The following is a 19,091-nucleotide window of genomic DNA, read 5'->3' on the forward strand; positions in this document are numbered from 1 at the left end:
CCCGCAGGACGGGCGGTTCCGCGTCCGTCCGTGGAGCGTCCCGCCGGATCTGGAGGATCGGATGGCTCTTGAATGGAAACTGGTCGTCGACTGCGCCGACCCGCTTCAGCTCTCCCGTTTCTGGGCGTCGGCGCTCGGTTACGAGGTCGAGGACAACAGCGCGCTGATCGACCGGCTGGCCCGCGAGGGAGCCGTCGACGAGCGTGACTACACGGTGGTCGACGGGCACAAGGCATTCCGTGAACTGGCCGCGGTGCGCCATCCCGACGACCCCGTCGACGAGTTCAGTGGCACGGGCCTGGGCAGACGGCTGCTCTTCCAGGCGGTGCCCGAGCCCAAGCAGGCCAAGAACCGCCTGTACATCGACCTCCACGCCGGTCCCGATCGCCGCGACGCGGAGGTACGGCGGCTCACGGAGCTCGGAGCGAAGGTGCTGCACCAGGTCCGGGCGCGCGGCAGCGACCACGTCACGATGGCCGATCCGGAAGGCAACGAGTTCGACGTGCAGTAGCGACGGGCCGTAGCGAGGCGCACAGCGGGGACGTGCGGCAAGGGGTGGGGCGGGGCCGTGCAGCGGCGGCGGGTACGACCGGAGGGCGGGCCGGAGGGCGCTCACCGCCCCGGTACGATGCCGAGGTCACGCGCCGGAGCCGAGCGGAGCTGAGGGCAGTTGCCAGGCCGGGTCACCATCTACGACGTCGCCTCCGAGGCGGGCGTGAGCATCTCGACGGTGTCGCTGGCGCTCAACACTCCCGCACGCGTCAGCGACCGTACGCGGCAGCGCGTTCTCAGCGCGGCGGACGCCCTCGGCTACACGCCGAAGACCGAGGCCGTCGCCAAGGCCCGCAAGGGAGTCGGCCGGATCGGGGTGCTCGCGCCGTACACGGCCTATCCGTCGGTGGCACGGCGCCTCGGCGGCGTGCTGAAGGCGGTGGGTGACGGGCCGCTGGAGGTCGTCGTCTACGACCATGCGTCGGCGGCACGGTCGGCCTCTCCGCTGCTGGCGAGCCTGCCGCTGACGGGGCGGCTCGACGGGCTGATCGTCATGAGCCTTCCCCTGGAGGACGGTGCCGCCCGCCGCCTCGGCGATTCGGGTTTGCCGACCGTGCTGGTCGACGTGAGCCGGCCCGGGTTCGACTCCGTGCACACCGACGACGCCGAAGGCGGCCGCCTCGTGGCGGAGCATCTGCTGGAGCGGGGATGCGCCGCCTTCGGGTTCCTCGGTGAGGCGCAGGTCTCCGACGCGTATGTGTCGCCGGGGCAGCGCCGGCTGGCGGGCTTCCGTGCCGCTCTGCACGACGCGGGCCGTCGGCTGCCGCCGGCCCGCGTGCGGTACACGGCCTACGGGCTGGAGCAGGCGGCCGAGGCGGCGAGGGAGCTGCTGAGCGGGCCGCACCCTCCCGAAGCGCTGTTCGCCGGGGACGACACGCTCGCCGCGGGAGCGCTGCGTGCGGCCGGTTCGCTGGGGCTCTCGGTGCCCGGCGACGTGGCGGTGGCGGGGTTCGACGACAGCGAGCTGGCACGGGCGCTGGACCTCACGACGGTGCGGCAGCCGCTGGAGGAGTCGGGCCGGGCGGCGGCGGAGCTGCTGGTGCAGCGCATGGGCGGCGGGCCCGCCGCCGTGCGGGAGGTCACGCTGCGGCTCGAACTCGTCCCTCGCGGCTCCACCTGAACCGCTGCCCTCGACGACCGGGCCGCGGCCTTGCTCGCGGCTGCCGCCGGAAAGGGCCGTACCGAAGCGCCGCACCGAGGTATCGAAGTGCTTCGATGAATGCTGTTGACACGGGAGTCGCCAGGCGTGAGGCTGCCGGTGATCCAGCCGATACGGGGAGGACGGAGACGCGCCCGTGTACAGCAGCTGTGTGGTGACGGGAGGGGGCCGGGGCATCGGGCGCGCGGTGGCCGAACGGCTGCTCGCCGAGGGCCGGTTCGTCGTCGTGATCGAGACTGACCCGGACTCCCTGGAGTGGCTGGAGCGCCATCCGCGCGCCACGCGCGCCGCGGCCGTGACGGGCGACGCCGCCGATGAGGCCGTGACCGGGCGTGCCGCGGACCTCGCCGAGGAGGCCGGCCCTCTTCGCGGCTGGGTCAACAACGCGGCGGTCTTCCGCGACGCCTCGCTCAGCACGTCCCCCGCCGGGACGGTCCTCGAACTGATCTCGGCGGGCCTGGCTCCCGCGGTCACCGGATGCGCCACCGCCGTGCGGCGGTTCCTCGGCGCGGGCACGCCGGGTTCGGTCGTCAACATCACCTCGCATCAGGCCCGCCGGCCCGTTCCCGGCTGCACTCCGTACGCGACCGCGAAGGCGGCCGTCGAGGGGCTGACCCGCGCGCTCGCCGTCGAGTACGGGCCGCGCGGCATCCGCGTCAACGCCGTCGCGCCCGGCTCGATCGCCACGGAGCGCTACACGTCGCTTCTGGCCGCGCAGCAGCCGCACGTCGCTGCCGCGGCGGAGGAGGAGATGCGTACGCTGCATCCCCTCGGGAGGACGGGACTCCCCGAGGAGGTGTCGGCGGTCGTGGCACATCTGCTCTCGGACGAGGCGGCCTATGTCACGGGGGTCACGCTGCCCGTCGACGGCGGGCGCACGGTCCTGGGCCGGGATCCGGAGCTGCTGCGAAGCGCCGGGGCGTGATGTCGCGACCGGGAGCGGCGGCACGGGTGTTCATGTGGTGAAGCGGCACACGTAGCGGCGCTGCCACGGCGTCTCGACCGCGCGCGGGTCGTAGTGACGGCGTACGAAGGCGACGGCTTCGGCGGCCGGGACTCCGTCGATGACGGCCAGGCAGGCCAGCGCGGTGCCGGTGCGTCCGCGGCCTCCGCCGCACGCCACCTCGACGCGTCCGCCCGCAGTCCGCGACCACGTCTCCTCCAGCAGTTCGCGGGCCTCTCGGCGGTCGGCGGGCAGCCGGAAGTCCGGCCATCGCAGCCACCGGGACTCCCAGGGGACCTGCGGCGGCCGTCCGCCCAGCAGGAAGAGCGAGAAGTCCGGCCGCGGTCCGGGAGGAAGGGGCCGGCGCAGACCGCGTCCGCGCACCAGGCGTCCCGAGGGGAGCCGCAGCACGCCGGCCGCGGCCGGCTCCCAGGTGTCGCTCACGAGGGCAACCATAGCGCCGGCCCCCGGCAGCGGGCCGATGTAGGGATTCCACTAACGGTCCGCGCAATAGCGTCGGTCGGGCAACGAAGCGGTGTCCATCGGATCGGTCGCGGCAGTCGCGGCAATGCGGGGAGAGAAGTCGATGACGAACGCCGGAACCGGACCTTCGCAGCTGCCTCTTCTGCAACTGACCAACGGCTTCATGAGTTTCAAGACCTTCGCGGCCGCGGTCGAGTTGGACGTATTCACGCGGCTCGCCGGCGGACGGGCCGTGACCGCCGGGGAGTTCGCCGAGCTGATCGGCATCGAGCCGCGGCCCGCGGACATCCTCCTCACGGCGCTCACGTCCATCGAGCTGCTGGAGAAGGACGGCGAGACGTACCGCAACGCGCCGGTGGCCGAGGAGTACCTCGTCGAGGGGCGTCCGTACTTCTTCGGCGGATATCTCCAGTTCTACAACCACGCGATGTATCCGGGATGGCAGCACGTCGTGCAGTCGCTGCGCACGAACCGGCCGATGTTCGTGGACTCCGACAAGCAGAAGAGCGTCTTCGGCTCCGCCGAGGACCGCTTCCTGATGGACTTCTTCTGGAACGCGATGCACGCGCTGGCCGGTTACACGGCTCGCGCCCTGGGCGAGGTGTACGACTTCTCGCAGCACCGGCGCCTGCTCGACGTGGGCGGCGGCTCCGGCGGCTTCCCCATCGAACTGTGCCGCCGGATACCGGGACTTGAGGCGTCCGTCTACGAACTGCCGCACGTGTGCGACATCGTGACGGAGAAGGTCGAAGCGGGCGGCATGGAGCACGCCGTCACGGCGGTGCCCGGCGACTTCACCACCGACACCGAACTGCCGGGCGGGCACGACGTGATCCTGCTCAGCCAGGTACTGCACTGCGGCGACGAGGCGTCCAACCGCGAGCTGCTCGCGAAGTGCTGGAAGGCCCTGGAGCCCGGCGGTGCGGTGCTCATCTGCGAGCTGCTGATCAACGCGGAGCGCAGCGGCCCGTCCACGGCCGCGCTGATGGGGATGAACATGCTGCTCTCCCATCCCGGGGGCCAGAACTACTCCGAGACCGAGTACGCGTCCTGGCTCACCGACGCGGGATTCGCCGAACCGTATGTCGTGCGTTTCGAGGCGGCGGGCGCCAACGGGGCGGTCGTCGCGCACAAGCCGACGGCGTAACTCCCGTAGCGGGAGAGATGGAAGAGAACCGGAGTCGTCGGAGGAGACCTCGGACCCGCGGGTACTCGCGCGGGTCCTCGGCCCGCTACCCGCGCTTTCCGCTGCCTTCCGCCGCGAGGGCATCGGCCTCCGCGGCGACCATCTTCTCCATCGGCTTCGTGGCCAGTACGCCGGAGACGGCGACGGCGGCGACGACGCACACGGCGAGGATCACCGTGCTGAACCAGACCATGAAGTCCACGGGCATCGTGTACGCGCCGATCACGCGCAGCACGCACTCGGTGAGCAGCGCCAGCCCCCACACCAGCGAGTAGCGGCGTTCCGCAGCGCGGAAGGGGCCGGACGAGGAGGACAGGTGCTGCCAGGCGGAGCTGCGTGCCGGGACGCCGCGCACGAGCCAGGGCCGCAGCGCGGCCGACATCAGGGGTGTGCCGCGCAGCGCGGAGAACAGCACGACGATGCTCAGGGCGCCGGTGGCTCCGCTGTCCTTGGCGAGCATCAGCCGGGCGTCGCCCGTCCACAGGCTCAGGACCAGGCCGACAAGGGTGACGATCAGCACGGCCAGCGCGAAGCGGTTGGTGCTGCGCCGTACGAAGACGCTCCAGGACGTGCGGAGCGCGGGGACCACGCTGCTCCAGGCCAGGGAGGCCATGACGCTCAGGCCGAAGCCCTTGCTGAGCACGTAGTAGGACGTGATGGGGACGCCCACGTCGAGCAGTAGACCGAGGATGCCGGCCAGGGGGGACTCCTCGCCCGAGCGCCGCTCGCCCGCCGGGGACCGTCCGTCGGACCGCTCGGTCTGTTCGCTCATGAACTCCCCTTCGTCAGGAGGACGGCCGCACGTACGCCCAGTACACCTGAATGTCTGCCGGAAATCCCCTAGTTGGAACCCCTACCGCGAGGGGCGTCCCACCGGGGATTCCTGCCCACTCCGGGGCCCGGCGAGCCGCCCGCGCCACTACTGAGCGATCACCTAGTGCCGGGCGCCTTACGCTCGGCGGCACGACCCCCAGTGAGGAGGCTCCGTGTCCGACTCGGTCGATGTCCCCGCGGCGGCTGAAGCCGTGCTCGACGTTCCCGTACTGATCGCCGGAGGGGGCTGCTCGGGGCTGACGGCGTCGATGCTGCTGTCCGGACTGGGTGTGGAGACGTGGCTGGCCTGTGCGGCGGAGAGCACCTCGGTGCTGCCGAAGGCCCACGTCCTCAGCCAGCGCACCATGGAGATCTTCCGTGACCTGGCGCTGACGGAGAGCGTGTACGAGCAGGGCACGCCCCCGGAGAACATGTCCCACGCGGGCTGGTACGCGGGACTGTCCGGCGACCGCGAGGAGTACGGGCGCCGCTGCGGCCTCGTCGAGGCGTGGGGCGCGGGCGGGGAGAACCCGGCGTGGCCGGCTGCCAGCGCGTGCCGGCCCGCGAACCTTCCGCAGATCCGGCTGGAGCCGCTGTTGCGGCAGCGCGCCGAGGAACTCGCCCCGGGGCGCGTCCACTTCTCCCACGAGGTGACGGAGTTCGAGCAGGACGCGGACGGTGTGACCACCACGGTCATGGACCACGTCGCCGGGGTGCCCTACCGGGTGCGCAGCCGCTACCTCCTGGCCTGCGACGGCGGACGGCTCATCGGCCCGTCCCTGGACGTCGGCATGGAGGGCGCCGACGATCTCGCCCGCATGGTCTCCATCCACCTCTCCGCCGACCTGTCGGAGCTGGTGCACGACGACGAAGTCCTCGTGCGCTGGCTGTGGTTGCCGGAGTCGGGTGTCGGCGTCTCGCTGGTGCCGATGGGGCCGGAGCGCTGGGGACGCCACTCCGAGGAGTGGGTCATCCACCTCAACGACTCGGACGACGCCACCGCCCGGCTGGACGACGAGGCGATAATCGGGGAGCTGCGCGCCCAACTGGGGCTCACCGAGCACGAGTTGAACATCCACCGGATCACCCGGTGGCGTCTGGAGGGCGTGGTCGCCGAACGCTACCGCGTGGGGCGGGTCTTCCTGCTCGGCGACGCCGCGCACCGGCATCCGCCGACGGGCGGCTTCGGCCTCAACTCCGGGGTGCAGGACGCCCACAACCTCGCCTGGAAGATCGCCGCGGTGCTGCGCGGGCAGGCCGGTGAAGCGCTCCTGGACAGCTACGAGGACGAGCGCAAGCGCATCGCCGCTCGCAACGTCCAGCACGCCGTGAACAACGCCATCAACCACCTTCTGGCCGTGCAGGCCATGGGCATGGGCCCCGGCAGCGACCCGGACGCCAACTGGGCGGCGCTGCACCGCCTTTGGGGCGACGACGAGGCGGACGCCGCGTTCCGCGCGCAGGCGCGCCGCGCCATCGCCAGCCAGTCCATGGAGTTCGACGCGCTCGGCCTGGACTACGGCTACACCTACGAGATCACCTCCGCCGTCGTCGGCGACGGTACGCCGGAGCCCGCCAACCCCGACCCCGTGCGCATCTACCAGCCCGGCACCCGCCCGGGTGCGCCCCTGCCGCACGCCTGGCTGGCGGGCGCGGCCGGGGCACGGCTGCCGGTGATGGACCTCGTGCGGCCCGGCACGTTCCTGCTGATCGCAGGCGAGGAGGGCGAGGAGTGGGTGTCGGCGGCCGTGAAGGCGGCCGAACTGCTCGGTGTCGCGGTGGAGGCGGTGCGCATCGGCCATCTCGACGGCGACTTCCTGGACCCTCGCTCGACGTGGGTCGCTCACCGCGGCATCGGTCCGCAGGGCGCCGTGCTGGTCCGCCCCGACCGGTTCGTGGCCTGGCGTTCGGCGGAGGCGGCGGAGGACGCGGTGGGCGTACTCACCGACGTCCTCTCACGGGTGCTGGGCAGGACGGACGACAGCGGGGCCGGCGGCCCGGCGAACCCGGATGCCGCGGCGGAGGAGGCTCTGGAAACGGAGGCGGACCCGGACCCGGACCCGGACCCGGAGATGGAGCCGGGGACGGAGACGGACGGGACGCAACCGGCGTCCGCCGAACGGGAGTAGAGCGCCGCCCGGGGGACGGGAGTGCGGCGGACCGTCCGGCGGGCCGGAGCGCAGCGGGCACGGGCGGGCGCGAGAGCCAGTCCGGGCGCGGCGGGCCCGAGCCAGTCGGAGAGCGGAGAGCGGGGCCCGGAGAGGCGCCGCGGGGGGTCACATCGGTGGATTGCCGTGCTTGCGGTCGGGCAGGTCCGCGTGCTTGGTGCGCAGCATCGCCAGCGCGCCGATCAGTGCGGCGCGGGTCTCTCCAGGCTCCACGACGTCGTCCACCAGGCCCTGTTCGGCCGCGTAGTAGGGGTGCATCAGTTCCTCCTCGTACCGCTTGACGCACTCGGCGCGGGCGGCGGCCGGGTCGGCGGCGGCCTCGATGTCGCGGCGGAAGACGACGTCGACGGCTCCGCGGGCGCCCATCACGGCGACCTCGTTGGACGGCCAGGCGAAGGTGACGTCGGCGCCGATCGACTGGGAGTCCATGACGATGTAGGCGCCGCCGTATGCCTTGCGGAGGATCAGCGAGACCCGCGGAACGGTGGCGTTGCAGTACGCGTACAGCAGCTTGGCGCCGTGCCGGATGATGCCGCCGTGCTCCTGGTCGCGGCCGGGCAGGAAGCCCGGCACGTCGACGAGGGTGACCAGCGCGATGTTGAAGGCGTCGCAGGTCTGCACGAAGCGCGCGGCCTTCTCTGAGGCGTGGATGTCGAGTGAACCGGCCAGCTGGGACGGCTGGTTGGCGACGACGCCGACGACCTCACCGTCGAGCCGCGCCAGGGCGCAGACGACGTTGGACGCCCACCGTGCGTGCACCTCGAACCAGTCGCCGTCGTCGACGACTTCGGCGATGACGGTACGCATGTCGTAGGCGTGGGCGGGGTCGGCGGGCACCAGGTCCATCAGCCGTGGCGTGCCGCGGCCGGGGGTGTCCTCGGGCTCCTCGCGGGGCGGCAGTTCGCGGTTGTTGGCCGGCAGCAGGCTCAGCAGGTGGCGTACGTCGGCGAGGCAGCTCTCCTCGTCGTCGTGGACGAACTGGGCGACGCCGCTGAGGTGTTCGTGGACGCCGGCGCCGCCGAGCTCGTCGTGCGTGACCTCCTCGCCGGTGAGGGAGCGCACCGCCTCCGGCCCGGTGACGTACATGCGGGAGACGTCGCGGACCATGAAGACGAAGTCGGTGAGGGCCGGTGCCCAGGCCGCTCCCCCGGCGCACGGGCCGAGGACGACGCTGATCTGCGGGACCATCCCGGAGGAGCGCACGTGGCGGCGGAAGATCCCGCCGTATCCGGCCAGTGCCGTCGCACCTTCCTGTATGCGGGCGCCGGCCGCGTCGATGAGGGTGACGAGCGGCGATCCCGCCGCCTCGGCCAGGTCCATCACCCGGTGGATCTTCTCGGCGTGCGCCTGGCCGAGTGAGCCGCCGAAGCAGCGGAAGTCGTGGGCACAGACGAAGACTTGACGGCCTTCGACGGTGCCCTGGCCGGTGACGACGCCGTCTGTTCGGGGCCGTCTGTCCTCCATGCCGAAGCCGGTGGCCCGGTGGCGGCGCAGCGGCTGGAGCTCGTGGAAGGAGCCGGGATCCAGCAGCAGGTCGAGGCGTTCGCGGACGGTCAGCTTGCCGCGGGCGTGCTGGGCGCGGGTGGCGTGGTCGTCCGGCCCGCGCAGTACCTCTTGGCGCAGGTTCCTCAGGCGGGCGGCCATCCGGCGCGTGCCGCCCGCCCCGTGTGCCGCCGGGTCCGGCTGTTCGCACGGGTCCGGCTGTTCGCGAGGTTCCGGGCCGGGTGCCCCGTCGCCGGAGGCTCCGTCCGGCGCCGTCATCGGTGGCAGCGGGTCCGGCTCCGCGTCGGGGTGCGGCTCCGGCTGCGCGTCAGGCCGTGGGTCCGGCCGTTCGCCGGGGCGGCCGTGCGGGGTCCGGGCTCCGCGGACGTCGTCCACTGCGGTCATGGTGGTCTCCCTCCGGCGGGCCCCGACGGGCTACCAGGTCATGGGAAGTTCGGCGAGTCCGCCGGCGAGACGGCCGCCGGGATGCGGCCGCAGCGCCTCCTCCGGGACGGCCAGGCGCAGCCCGGGCAGCCGGTCGAAGAGCTTCGTGTACGCGGACTGGAGCAGGATCCGCACCAGCGGCGCCCCGGTGCAGTGCCGCATGCCGTGGCCGAAGGTGAAGTGCGGATTCGGCGCACGGCTGACGTCGAACTGCTCGGCGTGGTCGAAGACCCGGGGGTCGAAGTTGGCGAGGGAGAAGTCGAGGAGGACGAGGTCGCCGGTGCGGATCGTCTCGCCGCCGATCTCGATGTCCTCGCTGGCGTACCGGGGCAGCACGGGGCTGCCCACGGTGGCGCGCAGCACCTCGTCTACGGCGCGGGCCATGACCTCGGAGCTGTCCATCGCGGCCGTGCGCTGCTCCGGATTGGTGGCGAGCAGCAGCACACCGAAGTCGATGTGGCTGGCGACTCCCGCGAGGCCGGTGAAGAGCAACGTCACGGTGTGCAGGCCGATTTCCTCGTCGCTGAGCCCGGACTCGACGAAGCGGGAGATGACGTCGTCGGTGGGTTCGCGGCGTTTGCGGGCACCGATGCGTGCCGCGAATCCGAAGAGGGCGGCCATCTCGTCGCCTCCGCCGCCGTCGCCGGGACCTTCGGCGGAACCGTCGGCGGGGGCCTCGTCGCCGCTGTCGCCGTCGACTTCGCCGGCGCCGTCCATGCGGGCGAGCAGCTCTTCGCGGGCGTCGGGCGGTACGCCGATCATGTCGCACAGGGCCTGCTGCGAGTACGGCATGGAGAAGTCGCCGTGCAGGTCGGCGGGGCGGCCCTTGTCGAGGATGGCGTCGATGCGCTCGTCGGCGATGGCGTCGACCCTGCTGCGGTGGTCCAGCACCTTCCGCGCGGCGAAACTCTTGGTGTAGAGGACCCTCTTGGCCTCGTGGGACTCCCGCTCGACCTCCGGATCCGCGTCGGTGATGAGCATGTCCAGCATCGGGTTGCGGATGTAGCGGGGAGCGTTCTCGGGGTCGGCGTGCGTACGGGCCAGACGGTTGTCCTGGAGCAGGGCCTTGACCTCGGCATGCCGGGTGACGATCCATCCCTCGTCGCCGGCGGGGGTGCGTATCCGGCAGACGGGCGCGGTGGCCTGGAGGCGCAGGCGCAGCGGGGAGAGCGTGAGGATGGCGGGCTGTTCGACTTCCAGCGTGGGCGGTTGGGTGGCGCGTGTCATGCGGTGTGGCCTCCTGGCGGGGTGCGGGGTGGTCTCACTGACGGTTCGGGGCTCCCGCCGTCACCGTCCCGGCCTCCGCGAGCGTGCCGAGCCAGTCCTCGATCACCTCGGCGGTCATGGCCGAGTCCTCCTTGACCATGGCCATGTGGTCGGTCGGCACGACGCGTACGTCGTCGGCGGGCACCGAGAGGGGAGGCGCGGACGACGACGAGGCCGTCTCGAAGTCGGTGCCGGCGACCTCCTTGCCGCAGCGCACGAGCAGTTTGGGCGCGCTGGGTTCGAGGCCGATGTCGGTCATCTTGATGAACCAGTGGGCCATCGCGGACAGCCGGGCGCTGTTCATGCTCACCGCCGGCGAGTCCATGGTGTTGAAGTAGTTGGTGGTGACGGCGTCGAAGTCCATGCCCTCGTGGCTGTCGTAGCGGAGGCTGAGGGTGTCGAGCATGACGACGGCTTCGGGCCGCACGTCCCACGCCTCCTCCAGCACGCCGGCCGCGAAGTAGGCGAGGGTGCCTCCTGAGGAGTGGCCGACGAGCACGAAGGGTTCGCCGTCGCTGGCGTGCAGGATGCTCTCGGCGACGACGCGTGCGGCGGCCTGGGTGGTGGCGGGAAGCATCTCGCCCTCGGCGAAGCCGACGAGCGGCAGCGCCGACACGTGCCGCTTGCCGCGGAGTTCGGCGGCCATGCGCGCGTACATGTGCACCCCGGCCGTCGCCCCGGGTGCGCTGATGCAGATCAGCCGGGGGGTGGCGCTGCCCTCGGCGAGGGTGACGGGCGCGGGCAGCTCCTCCAGCTCCGCCGGGGTCTCGAAGGTGGGACGCAGCGCCGCCACCGTCTTGAGCATGCGCAGCCCCTCCAGGACCTTCCCGGAGCGGACGGCTTCGGTGAACAGCCCCTGGAGGGTGTCGCCGTGGGCCGCGGGTGCCGCGGCCTGGCCGCCGGAGGCGGTGCCGGAGCCGCCTCCGGCGCGTTCGGGCAGTTCGTCCAGGAGCCAACCGGCCAGCCGCGCGGGCGTCTTGGTGTCGAAGACGACGGACGTGGGGGGCCGCACGCCGAGGACTTCGGAGAGCTGGTTGCGCAGTTCGACGGCGATGAGCGAGTCGAACCCGAGCTCCAGGAAGTCCCGTTCGGGATCGATGGCGTCCGGGTCGGAGTGGCCGAGCAGCACGGCGGAGGTGTTGACGACCAAGTCCCGCAGCGCTGCCTCCTGTTCGGCGGCGTCCAGGCCGGAGATCCGGTCCAGCATGGTCACGGCCGACTTCTCGGCGGGCGCCGCACCGGCACCGCCGTCGGAGATCAGGCCGCGCAGCAGCGGCGGCACGCCCTGGCGGCGCTGCGCCTCGGTGTTGAGGTGCAGCGGCGCCAGTACGGCCTCCTCGCGGGCGAGCCCGGCGTCGAAGCAGGCCATGCCCTGCCTGGTGGTCAGCGGCGGCATCCCGGAGCGGGCGATGCGCTCCATGGCGGCGCCGCTGAGGGCGCCCGTCATGCCGCCGGCCTCGGCCCACGGCCCCCAGGCCAGGGACGTCCCGGGGAGGCCCTGGCCGCGGCGGTGCTCGGCGAGGGCGTCCAGGAAGGTGTTGGCGGCGGCGTAGTTGCCCTGTCCGGCGGCCCCGAGCAGGCCCGCGACCGAGGAGTACAGGACGAACGCGGCGAGGTCGGTGCCGCGGGTGGCGTGGTGCAGGTTCCAGGCGGCGTCGACCTTGGGGCGCAGCACGTCGGCCAGGCGCTGCGGGGTGAGGGAGGCCACGAGCCCGTCGTCCAGGACGCCCGCCGCGTGGACCACGGCCGTCAGCGGGTGTTCGGGCTGTACGCCGGCGAGCAGCGCGGTCACCTGTCCCGGGTCGGCGGCGTCGCACGCGGCGAGGGTCACCTGGGCGCCCGCGGCGGCCAGTTCGTCGCGCAGGTCGTCGGCGCCGGGGGCCTGCGGGCCGCGGCGGGAGGCCAGCAGCAGGTGCTTCACGCCGCGTTCGGCCACGAGGTGCTTGGCGAGTTCGGCGCCGAGCCCGCCGGTGCCGCCGGTGATCAGCACAGTGCCGTCGGGGTTCCACGGGCGCGGTCCGGCTCCGGCGCCGGTGACGGCCGGTTCCGCCAGGCGCACCACGCGTGCCGTCCCGTTCCGTACGAGTACCTGCGGCTCGTCCCGGGACAGCAGTGCGGGAAGCAGAGCGCCGGAGAGCTCCGCGTCGTCCATGTCGACGAGCAGGAAGCGTCCCGGGTTCTCCGACTGGGCCGAGCGCACCAGGCCGCAGGCCGCCGCGGCGGCGACGTCGGTGACCTGCTCGCCCGCGGCGGCGAAGGCTCCCCTGGTGACGAAGACGACGCGCGATCCGGCGAACCGCTGCTGTTCCAGGGCCTCCTGGACGAGTGCGAGGGCGCGGGCGGCCAACGCGTGCGCGGACGCGGGCACTTCACCGTCCCGCTCCCCCACCAGCGGCACGAGGAAGACGTCGGGTGCGGCGCCGCCGTCGACCATGGCACCGGCGAGGGTCTCCCCGTAGGAGGTGACGTTCTGGCCGGCGCTGTAGAGCAGGTGGGCGAGGTCGAACTCGTCGGCGCCGATGACTGCCCAACGGGCGGAGGCCGCAGCGGGGGCGGCCGGAGGTGCCTGCACCCATTCGACGCCGTACATCGTGGGGTCCTCGGCCCAGGGCGGGCGGGGCGCTGCGGGTATGCCGCCGCCGGCTGGCGTGGGCCAGTAGCGTTCGCGCTGGAAGGGGTACGTGGGCAGGTCCGTCAGGCGGGCGCCGGTGCCGGAGAACCAGGCGGACCAGTCGACGCGCACGCCCGCAACGTGCAGGCGCGCCAGGGCCGTTGCGGCGGCGGTCTCCTCCGGCTGGTCCTTGCGCAGCAGCGGGACGACGGTGACGGGCCGGCCGCTGCCCGCGGCCGTTGCGCTCTCCTTGGGCCGGGCGGCGTCCGCGCCGCTCTCACGGGCGGAGGCGTCCTCCCCCTCGCGATCCCCCTCGCGATCCCCTTCGCGATCCCCTTCGCGCTCACCTTCGCGCTCACCTTCGCGCTCGCCTTGCAGGTCTCCTTCGAGGGTCTCCTGCGCCATGGGCGTCAGGGTCCCGGCGGGGCCCAGCTCCAGCAGGGCGCCGGCCCCGGCCCGGCGCAGTGCGGTGACGCCGTCGGCGAAGCGGACGGTCTCCCGCACGTGCCGCACCCAGTAGTCGGGTGTGCGGATCTCCTCGCCGGCGAGATCCCCGGTGAGGTTGGAGACCAGCCCCAACTCCGGCTCGTGGAAAGCGAGTCGGGAGACGGCCTGCCGGAACTCCCCGAGCATCGGCTCCATCAGCGGGGAGTGGAAGGCGTGCGACACGTTCAGCCGCGACGTCCTGCGCCCCTGGGACTCCAGTTCGGCGGCGAGCTTTTGCACCTGCTCCTCGTCGCCGGACAGGACGACGGAGGTGGGCCCGTTGACCGCGGCCAGCGCCACCCCGTCCTCCAGCAGCGGCGCCACCTCGGTCTCGGAGGCCTGCACCGCCACCATCACACCGCCACGCGGCAGTTGCGCCATCAACCGCGCACGCGCCGACACCAGCGCACACGCATCCGAGAGCGACAACACCCCCGCCACGTGGGCCGCCGTGACCTCACCGATGGAATGGCCGCCCACGAACCGCGGCGCCGCACCGAGCGACTCCACCAGGCGGAAGAGAGCCACCCCGGAGGCGAACAGCGCCGCCTGGGCCACGCCCGTATCGTTCAGCGCCTCGGCGTCCTCGCCCCACATCACCCCGCGCACAGCGGGATCCAGCTGCTCCAGCACCCCGTCGAGCGCCTCCGCGAACACGGGGAAGCGTCCGTACAACTCCCGTCCCATGCCGAGCCGTTGGGCGCCCTGACCCGAGAAGAGCACCCCCAGCGGCCGGTCGGAGGCCACGCCGCGCGCCGCCTCACGCACGCCGTCCTCCCCCGCCAGCAGCACGGCACGGTGGTCGAAGAGCGCACGGGATGCGGCCAGCGAGTATCCGACGTCGAACGCGGTGGCGGAGCCCTCCCGCAGCTCGTCCCGGATCCGTTCGGCCTGCGCGTCGAGGGCCGTCGCCGTCTTCGCGGAGACCGTCAGCGGGACGGGCCCGTTGTGCGGGACGGCGGGCTCTTCCTGCTCCGTGTCGTCGGCCTCCGGGGCCTGTTCGAGGATCAGGTGCGCGTTGGTGCCGCTGACGCCGAAGGAGGAGACGCCGGCCCGCCGGGGCTCGGCGGCGGGCGGCCAGGCGACGGGCCGGGTCAGCAGCTCGACGGCGCCGGAGTCCCAGTCCACGTGTGACGAGGGGGAGTTGACGTGCAGCGTGGGCGGCATCGTCTGATGCCGTAGCGCCATCACCGTCTTGATGACGCCGGCGGCTCCCGCGGCGGCCTGGGTGTGGCCGAGGTTGGACTTGACGGCCCCCAGATACAGCGGCGTCCGGCGGTCCTTGCCGTAGGTGGCCAGCAGGGCCTGCGCCTCGATGGGGTCGCCCAGCGTCGTGCCCGTGCCGTGGGCCTCGACCACGTCGACGTCGGCCGGGGCGAGGCCCGCGCTCGCCAGGGCGGCGCGGATGACCTCCCGCTGGGAGGGGCCGTTGGGCGCGGTCAGGCCGTTGGAGGCGCCGTCCTGGTTGACGGCGCTGCCCCGCAGCACGGCCAGCACCGGGTGCCCGTTGCGGCGGGCGTCCGAGAGGCGTTCTACGACGAGCACGCCGACGCCCTCGGACCAGCCGGTGCCGTCGGCGTCGTCGGAGAAGGCACGGCAGCGCCCGTCGGGCGAGAGCCCGCCCTGGCGGGTGAAGCCGGCGAAGCTGGCAGCGGTCGACATGACGGTCACGCCGCCCGCCAGGGCGAGGGTGCACTCCTCGCCGCGCAGCGCCTGCGCGGCGAGGTGCAGGGCCACCAGGGACGAGGAGCAGGCGGTGTCGACGGTGACGGCAGGCCCCTGGAGTCCGAGGCTGTAGGAGACGCGTCCCGACAGGACGCTGGCGGAGGTGCCGGATCCGGCGTGTCCTTCCACGTCCTCCTGGGAGGCGAGCAGCAGATGCCCGTAGTCCTGGCCGTTGGTGCCCGCGAACACGCCGGTGCGGGAGCCGCGCAGCGACACCGGGTCGATGCCGCTCCGTTCGATCGCCTCCCAGGAAGCTTCCAGCAGCAGCCGCTGCTGCGGGTCCATCGCCAGGGCCTCGCGCGGGGAGATGCCGAAGAAGCCCGGGTCGAACTCGCCCGCGTCGTAGAGGAATCCGCCCTGGAGGGTGGCGCTGTGGCCACTGCCGTCGCCGGCGAGCGTGCCCAGGTCCCAGCCCCGGTCGGTGGGGAAGTCGGAGACGGCGTCGCCTCCGGCGGACACCAGCTCCCACAGTCCCTCGGGGGAGCGCACGCCGCCGGGGAAGCGGCACGCCATGCCGACGATCGCCACCGGCTCATGGCGTCCCGCCTCTACTTCCTCCAGGCGCTGCCGGGTCTTGTGCAGATCCGCGGTGACCCATTTCAGGTACTCAACGAGCTGTTCCTCATCCGGCATCGCCAGTGACCTTCCTCATCAGCGGTCGGGGTCCGCGTGTGTACGGCGGCCGAGTTCGTTGTCGATGAACGCCAGCACCTCGTCCGTGCTGGCGGACTGGATGCGCTCGGTCACCGCGGCTTCCGCTCCGTCGTCGGTGCCCGTCCCGCCGTAGCGGGCGAGGAGCGTCCGCAGCCGGGCGGCCACCTGTGCGCCGGCCAGGTCCTCGGGGGCGCCGGCGGCCAACGCCGCCTCCAGCCGGTCGAGTTCGCCCAGGACGCCGCCGCTCTGACCGGTGGCGTTCTGGGCGAGGAGCTCGTCGGCCAGGTGCGCGGCGACGGCGGAGGGCGTCGGATGGTCGAAGACCAGGGTGGCGGACAGGTGCGCGCCGGTGGCGGCGCCCAGGCTGTTGCGCAGCTCCACCGCGGTCAGCGAGTCGAAGCCCATCTGACGGAACTCCCGTCCCGCCTCGACGGCTTCGGGCGAGGCGTGGCCGAGCACTCCGGCAGCGTGGTGGCGCACCAGGTCCGTCAGGAACGGCATCCGGTCGGCCTCCCGCATGGAGTTGAGCTTCTGCGTGAGGTCCTCGGCGGAGGGTCCGTCGCCGGCCGTCCGCCGTGTCTGCGGGACCAGTTGACGAAGCACCGCCGGAACGGGCCCGGCAGCAGCGCCGGTTCGGGTGCGCCGCGTGTCGAGCCGTACGGGCACCAGCAGCGCGTCGGTGCGTGCGGTGGCGGCGTCGAAGAGGGCAAGGCCTTCCTCGGCGCTCAGCGGCGGCATGCCGGAGCGGCCCATGCGGCGCATGTCCTGCTCGGACAACGAACCGGTCAGGCCGCCGCCTCGTACGCCGCCCGCCTCCTGCTCCCAGGGTCCCCAGGCGAGGGACTGTCCGGGCAGTCCGCGGGCCCTGCGGTACTGGGCGAGTGCGTCCAGGAACGCGTTCGCAGCGGCGTAGTTGGCCTGCCCGGCGGCGCCCATGACGCCGGCGACGGACGAGTAGGCGACGAACGCCGACAGCGGGTGGCCGTTGGTGGCCTCGTGGAGGTTCCACGCCCCGTCGATCTTCGGACGGAGCACGGCGGCCAGGCGATCCGCAGTCAGGGAGGCGACGACGCCGTCGTCGAGTACGCCCGCGGCGTGCACGACCGCCGTCAGCGGGTGCGCGGACGGTACGTCCGCCACGAGGGCGTCCACGGCGGCGCGGTCGGCGGTGTCGCAGGCCGCGACCGTGACGTCGGCGCCGTGTGCCGTCAACTCGGCCCGCAGTTCCAGCACTTCGGGTGCGTCGGGGCCGCGGCGCGAGGCGAGCAGCAGGTGCCGCACTCCGCGTTCGGCGACGAGGTGCCGGGCCAGTTCGGCGCCGAGCCCGCCGGTGCCGCCGGTGATCAGCACCGTGCCGTCGGGGTCCCAGTCGGGCGCCTCGCCGGGCCCGGCCGCGCCGGGTTCCTCGTGGGGCAGCCGGGCGAGGCGTGCCACGTGCACGGTGCCTTGCCGCACCGCGGCCTGGGTCTCCCCCGCGTCCAGCAGTGCGGGCAGCCGCGGCAGCACGGCGGCGGACTCCTCGGTGCCGTCGAGGTCGGCGAGGAGCATGGTGCCCGGGCTCTCCGCCTGGGCGGAGCGCACGAGGCCCCATACGGGGGCGGTCTGCGGTGCGACGGCAGTGCCGTCACCTGCCTTTGCCGCGCTCGCGTCCGTGGCGGCCGGGTGCATCCGGCCCGCGGCCGGGTCGGTGTCGACGGCGCCGCGGGTGACGAACAGCAGCCTGGAACGGGCGAATTGCCCGTCCGCGTGCCACGCCTGCACGAGTTCCAGAGCCCGTGCGGCCGCCCGGTGAGCCGCGCCGCTCACGTCGCCGGTGCTCTCCGCCGCAACCGGTACGGCGACGACGTCGGGCACGGTGCCGTCCGCGCCGACCGTCTCGGCCAGCGACTGCACCGGCTCGCCCACGTTCTGCCCGGCGGCGGCGAGGGCCGCGGCGATGCCGGAGTCGCCGGATCCGACGACGGCCCAGCGGGTGCCGGACGGCGCAGACGGGACGTCCCTCTCCGGCGCCTGCGTCCACTCCAGCCGCAGCAGCGACTCCCGCCGGGCGGCGGGCGCGGCGGACGCGGCCTGGTCGGCGGAGGGCACGGCGGTCTCCACGGCGTCGGCCGTGAGCACCGGCTCCCCGTCCTGGTCGAAGGCGGCCACGGACACGGTGTCCGGACCCATGCGGGTCAGCAGGACACGCAGCACGGACGCGCCGGAGGCGTGCAGCGTCAGACCGTCGAAGGCGACGGGAACGACTCCGGTGCCGTCGCCGCCCCCGGAGGCGTCGTACGCCCGCAGCGCCGCGTCGAGCAGCGCCGGGTGGAGTCCATAGGCGCGCGCGTCGGAGACGGGTGCGGGGAGTTCGGCCTCCGCGAAGACCTCGTCGTCCCTCCGCCACACCTCGCGCAGCCCTTGGAAGACCGGCCCGCAGGCGACGCCCGCCTGTTCCAGCTCCTCGTACCAGCCGTCGAGGGGGACGGGGCGTGCTCCCTCGGACGGCCACGGTGCGGGGGCCTTGGTGTCCGGCTGGACGCCGGCGGACCTCAGCACGCAGGTGGCGTTGCGGGTCCAGGGACTGTCGTCGTCTCCGGCCGGGCGGGAGTGGACGGTGAGGGCGCGGCGTCCCTCCTCGTCTGGGGCGTCCACCCACACCTGGACGGTCACGGCGTCGTGTGCGCCGAAGGCCAGCGGTGCGGTGACCGTCAGGTCCTCCACGCGATCACAGCCGACCTGGTCGGCGGCGCGGACGGCGAGTTCGGCGAATGCGGAGCCGGGCAGGGTCACCGCGCCGTGCACGACGTGGTCGGCGAGCCACGGAAGCGTGGACGCGGAGAGCCGCCCCGTCAGGACGACGGCGTCCGACCCGGCGACCGCCATCGCCGCGCCGAGCAGCGGGTGTTCCGACGGTACGAGGCCGAGGGAGGCGGCATCGCCGCGTGCCGCGGAGGCGGTCGGCCAGTAGCGTTCGTGCTGGAAGGGGTAGGTGGGCAGATCGACACGGACCGCGCCCGTGCCCTCGAAGACAGGCGCCCACTCCACCCGGTGACCGGCCACATGCAACCGGGCCAGAGCCGTCAGCAGCGCCGTCTCCTCACCCCGGCCCTTACGCAACACCGGAACCGCAAGGCCGT

General features: G+C 73.2%; 11 protein-coding genes. 5 read left to right on the forward strand and 6 right to left on the reverse strand.

The features are described from left to right. The first annotated feature begins 61 nt into the window (after positions 1–61). The 3 genes from HCC61_RS29405 (at position 62) to HCC61_RS29415 (ending at position 2,636) form a co-directional block, all read left to right on the forward strand. A complete protein-coding gene (locus HCC61_RS29405; protein WP_169140804.1) occupies positions 62–511 on the forward strand; it encodes a VOC family protein in 450 nt (149 codons plus the stop codon). Positions 512–670: 159 nt separating this feature from the next. Further along, entirely contained in the window at positions 671–1,672 is a 1,002-nt protein-coding gene (locus HCC61_RS29410) for a LacI family DNA-binding transcriptional regulator (protein WP_169140805.1), read from the forward strand. 175 nt (positions 1,673–1,847) lie between these two features. Beyond that, positions 1,848–2,636 carry an SDR family oxidoreductase gene (locus tag HCC61_RS29415; protein ID WP_169140806.1) on the forward strand — a complete coding sequence of 263 codons (789 nt, stop codon included), beginning with the start codon at positions 1,848–1,850 and terminating at the stop codon, positions 2,634–2,636. Positions 2,637–2,666: 30 nt separating this feature from the next. On the opposite strand, the gene HCC61_RS29420 is transcribed toward HCC61_RS29415, so the two are convergent. Then, the gene (locus HCC61_RS29420; RefSeq protein WP_169140807.1) at positions 2,667–3,098 is read right to left on the reverse strand and encodes a protein-tyrosine phosphatase family protein; all 432 of its coding nucleotides are present in this window, start codon (positions 3,096–3,098) and stop codon (positions 2,667–2,669) included. Between the two features lie 142 nt (positions 3,099–3,240). On the opposite strand from HCC61_RS29420, the gene HCC61_RS29425 reads away from it, so the two are divergent. Beyond that, on the forward strand, positions 3,241–4,284 hold the full coding sequence (locus HCC61_RS29425) for a methyltransferase (RefSeq protein ID WP_169140808.1): 1,044 nt from the start codon (positions 3,241–3,243) through the stop codon (positions 4,282–4,284). An 85-nt stretch (positions 4,285–4,369) separates the two neighbouring features. Here the strand turns inward: HCC61_RS29425 and HCC61_RS29430 are convergent, their stop codons facing one another. After that, entirely contained in the window at positions 4,370–5,095 is a 726-nt protein-coding gene (locus HCC61_RS29430) for a VC0807 family protein (RefSeq protein ID WP_240969404.1), read from the reverse strand. Positions 5,096–5,309: 214 nt separating this feature from the next. Here HCC61_RS29430 and HCC61_RS29435 point away from each other — a divergent pair, with 214 nt between their 5' ends. Beyond that, positions 5,310–7,265, forward strand: coding sequence for an FAD-dependent monooxygenase (locus tag HCC61_RS29435; RefSeq protein ID WP_346777441.1), 1,956 nt, complete (start codon positions 5,310–5,312; stop codon positions 7,263–7,265). A gap of 147 nt (positions 7,266–7,412) precedes the next feature. Here HCC61_RS29435 and HCC61_RS29440 read toward each other — a convergent pair whose 3' ends face one another. The 4 genes from HCC61_RS29440 to HCC61_RS29455 form a co-directional block, all read right to left on the reverse strand. After that, on the reverse strand, positions 7,413–8,948 hold the full coding sequence (locus tag HCC61_RS29440) for an acyl-CoA carboxylase subunit beta (RefSeq protein ID WP_206323175.1): 1,536 nt from the start codon (positions 8,946–8,948) through the stop codon (positions 7,413–7,415). A gap of 273 nt (positions 8,949–9,221) precedes the next feature. Continuing rightward, positions 9,222–10,457, reverse strand: coding sequence for a cytochrome P450 (locus HCC61_RS29445; protein WP_169140809.1), 1,236 nt, complete (start codon positions 10,455–10,457; stop codon positions 9,222–9,224). 34 nt (positions 10,458–10,491) lie between these two features. Continuing rightward, positions 10,492–15,951: a type I polyketide synthase gene (locus tag HCC61_RS29450; RefSeq protein ID WP_169140810.1), complete on the reverse strand. Its 5,460-nt coding sequence runs from the start codon at positions 15,949–15,951 to the stop codon at positions 10,492–10,494. 18 nt (positions 15,952–15,969) lie between these two features. Next, positions 15,970–19,091, reverse strand: a 3,122-nt coding sequence (locus HCC61_RS29455; RefSeq protein ID WP_206323172.1) for a type I polyketide synthase, incomplete at its 5' end; no start/stop codon positions are given.

The organism is Streptomyces sp. HNM0575, from assembly GCF_012726265.1.
In the GTDB taxonomy this organism is placed as follows: Bacteria; Actinomycetota; Actinomycetes; order Streptomycetales; family Streptomycetaceae; genus Streptomyces.

Excerpts from the sequence above, each read along its gene's own strand:
- HCC61_RS29450 (WP_169140810.1), bottom strand. The coding sequence starts at position 15,951 with ATGCCGGATGAGGAACAGCTCGTTGAGTACCTGAAATGGGTCACCGCG.
- HCC61_RS29430 (WP_240969404.1), bottom strand. The coding sequence starts at position 5,095 with ATGAGCGAACAGACCGAGCGGTCCGACGGACGGTCCCCGGCGGGCGAG.
- HCC61_RS29440 (WP_206323175.1), bottom strand. The coding sequence starts at position 8,948 with ATGGCCGCCCGCCTGAGGAACCTGCGCCAAGAGGTACTGCGCGGGCCG.
- HCC61_RS29445 (WP_169140809.1), bottom strand. The coding sequence starts at position 10,457 with ATGACACGCGCCACCCAACCGCCCACGCTGGAAGTCGAACAGCCCGCC.
- HCC61_RS29405 (WP_169140804.1), top strand. The coding sequence starts at position 62 with ATGGCTCTTGAATGGAAACTGGTCGTCGACTGCGCCGACCCGCTTCAG.
- HCC61_RS29425 (WP_169140808.1), top strand. The coding sequence starts at position 3,241 with ATGACGAACGCCGGAACCGGACCTTCGCAGCTGCCTCTTCTGCAACTG.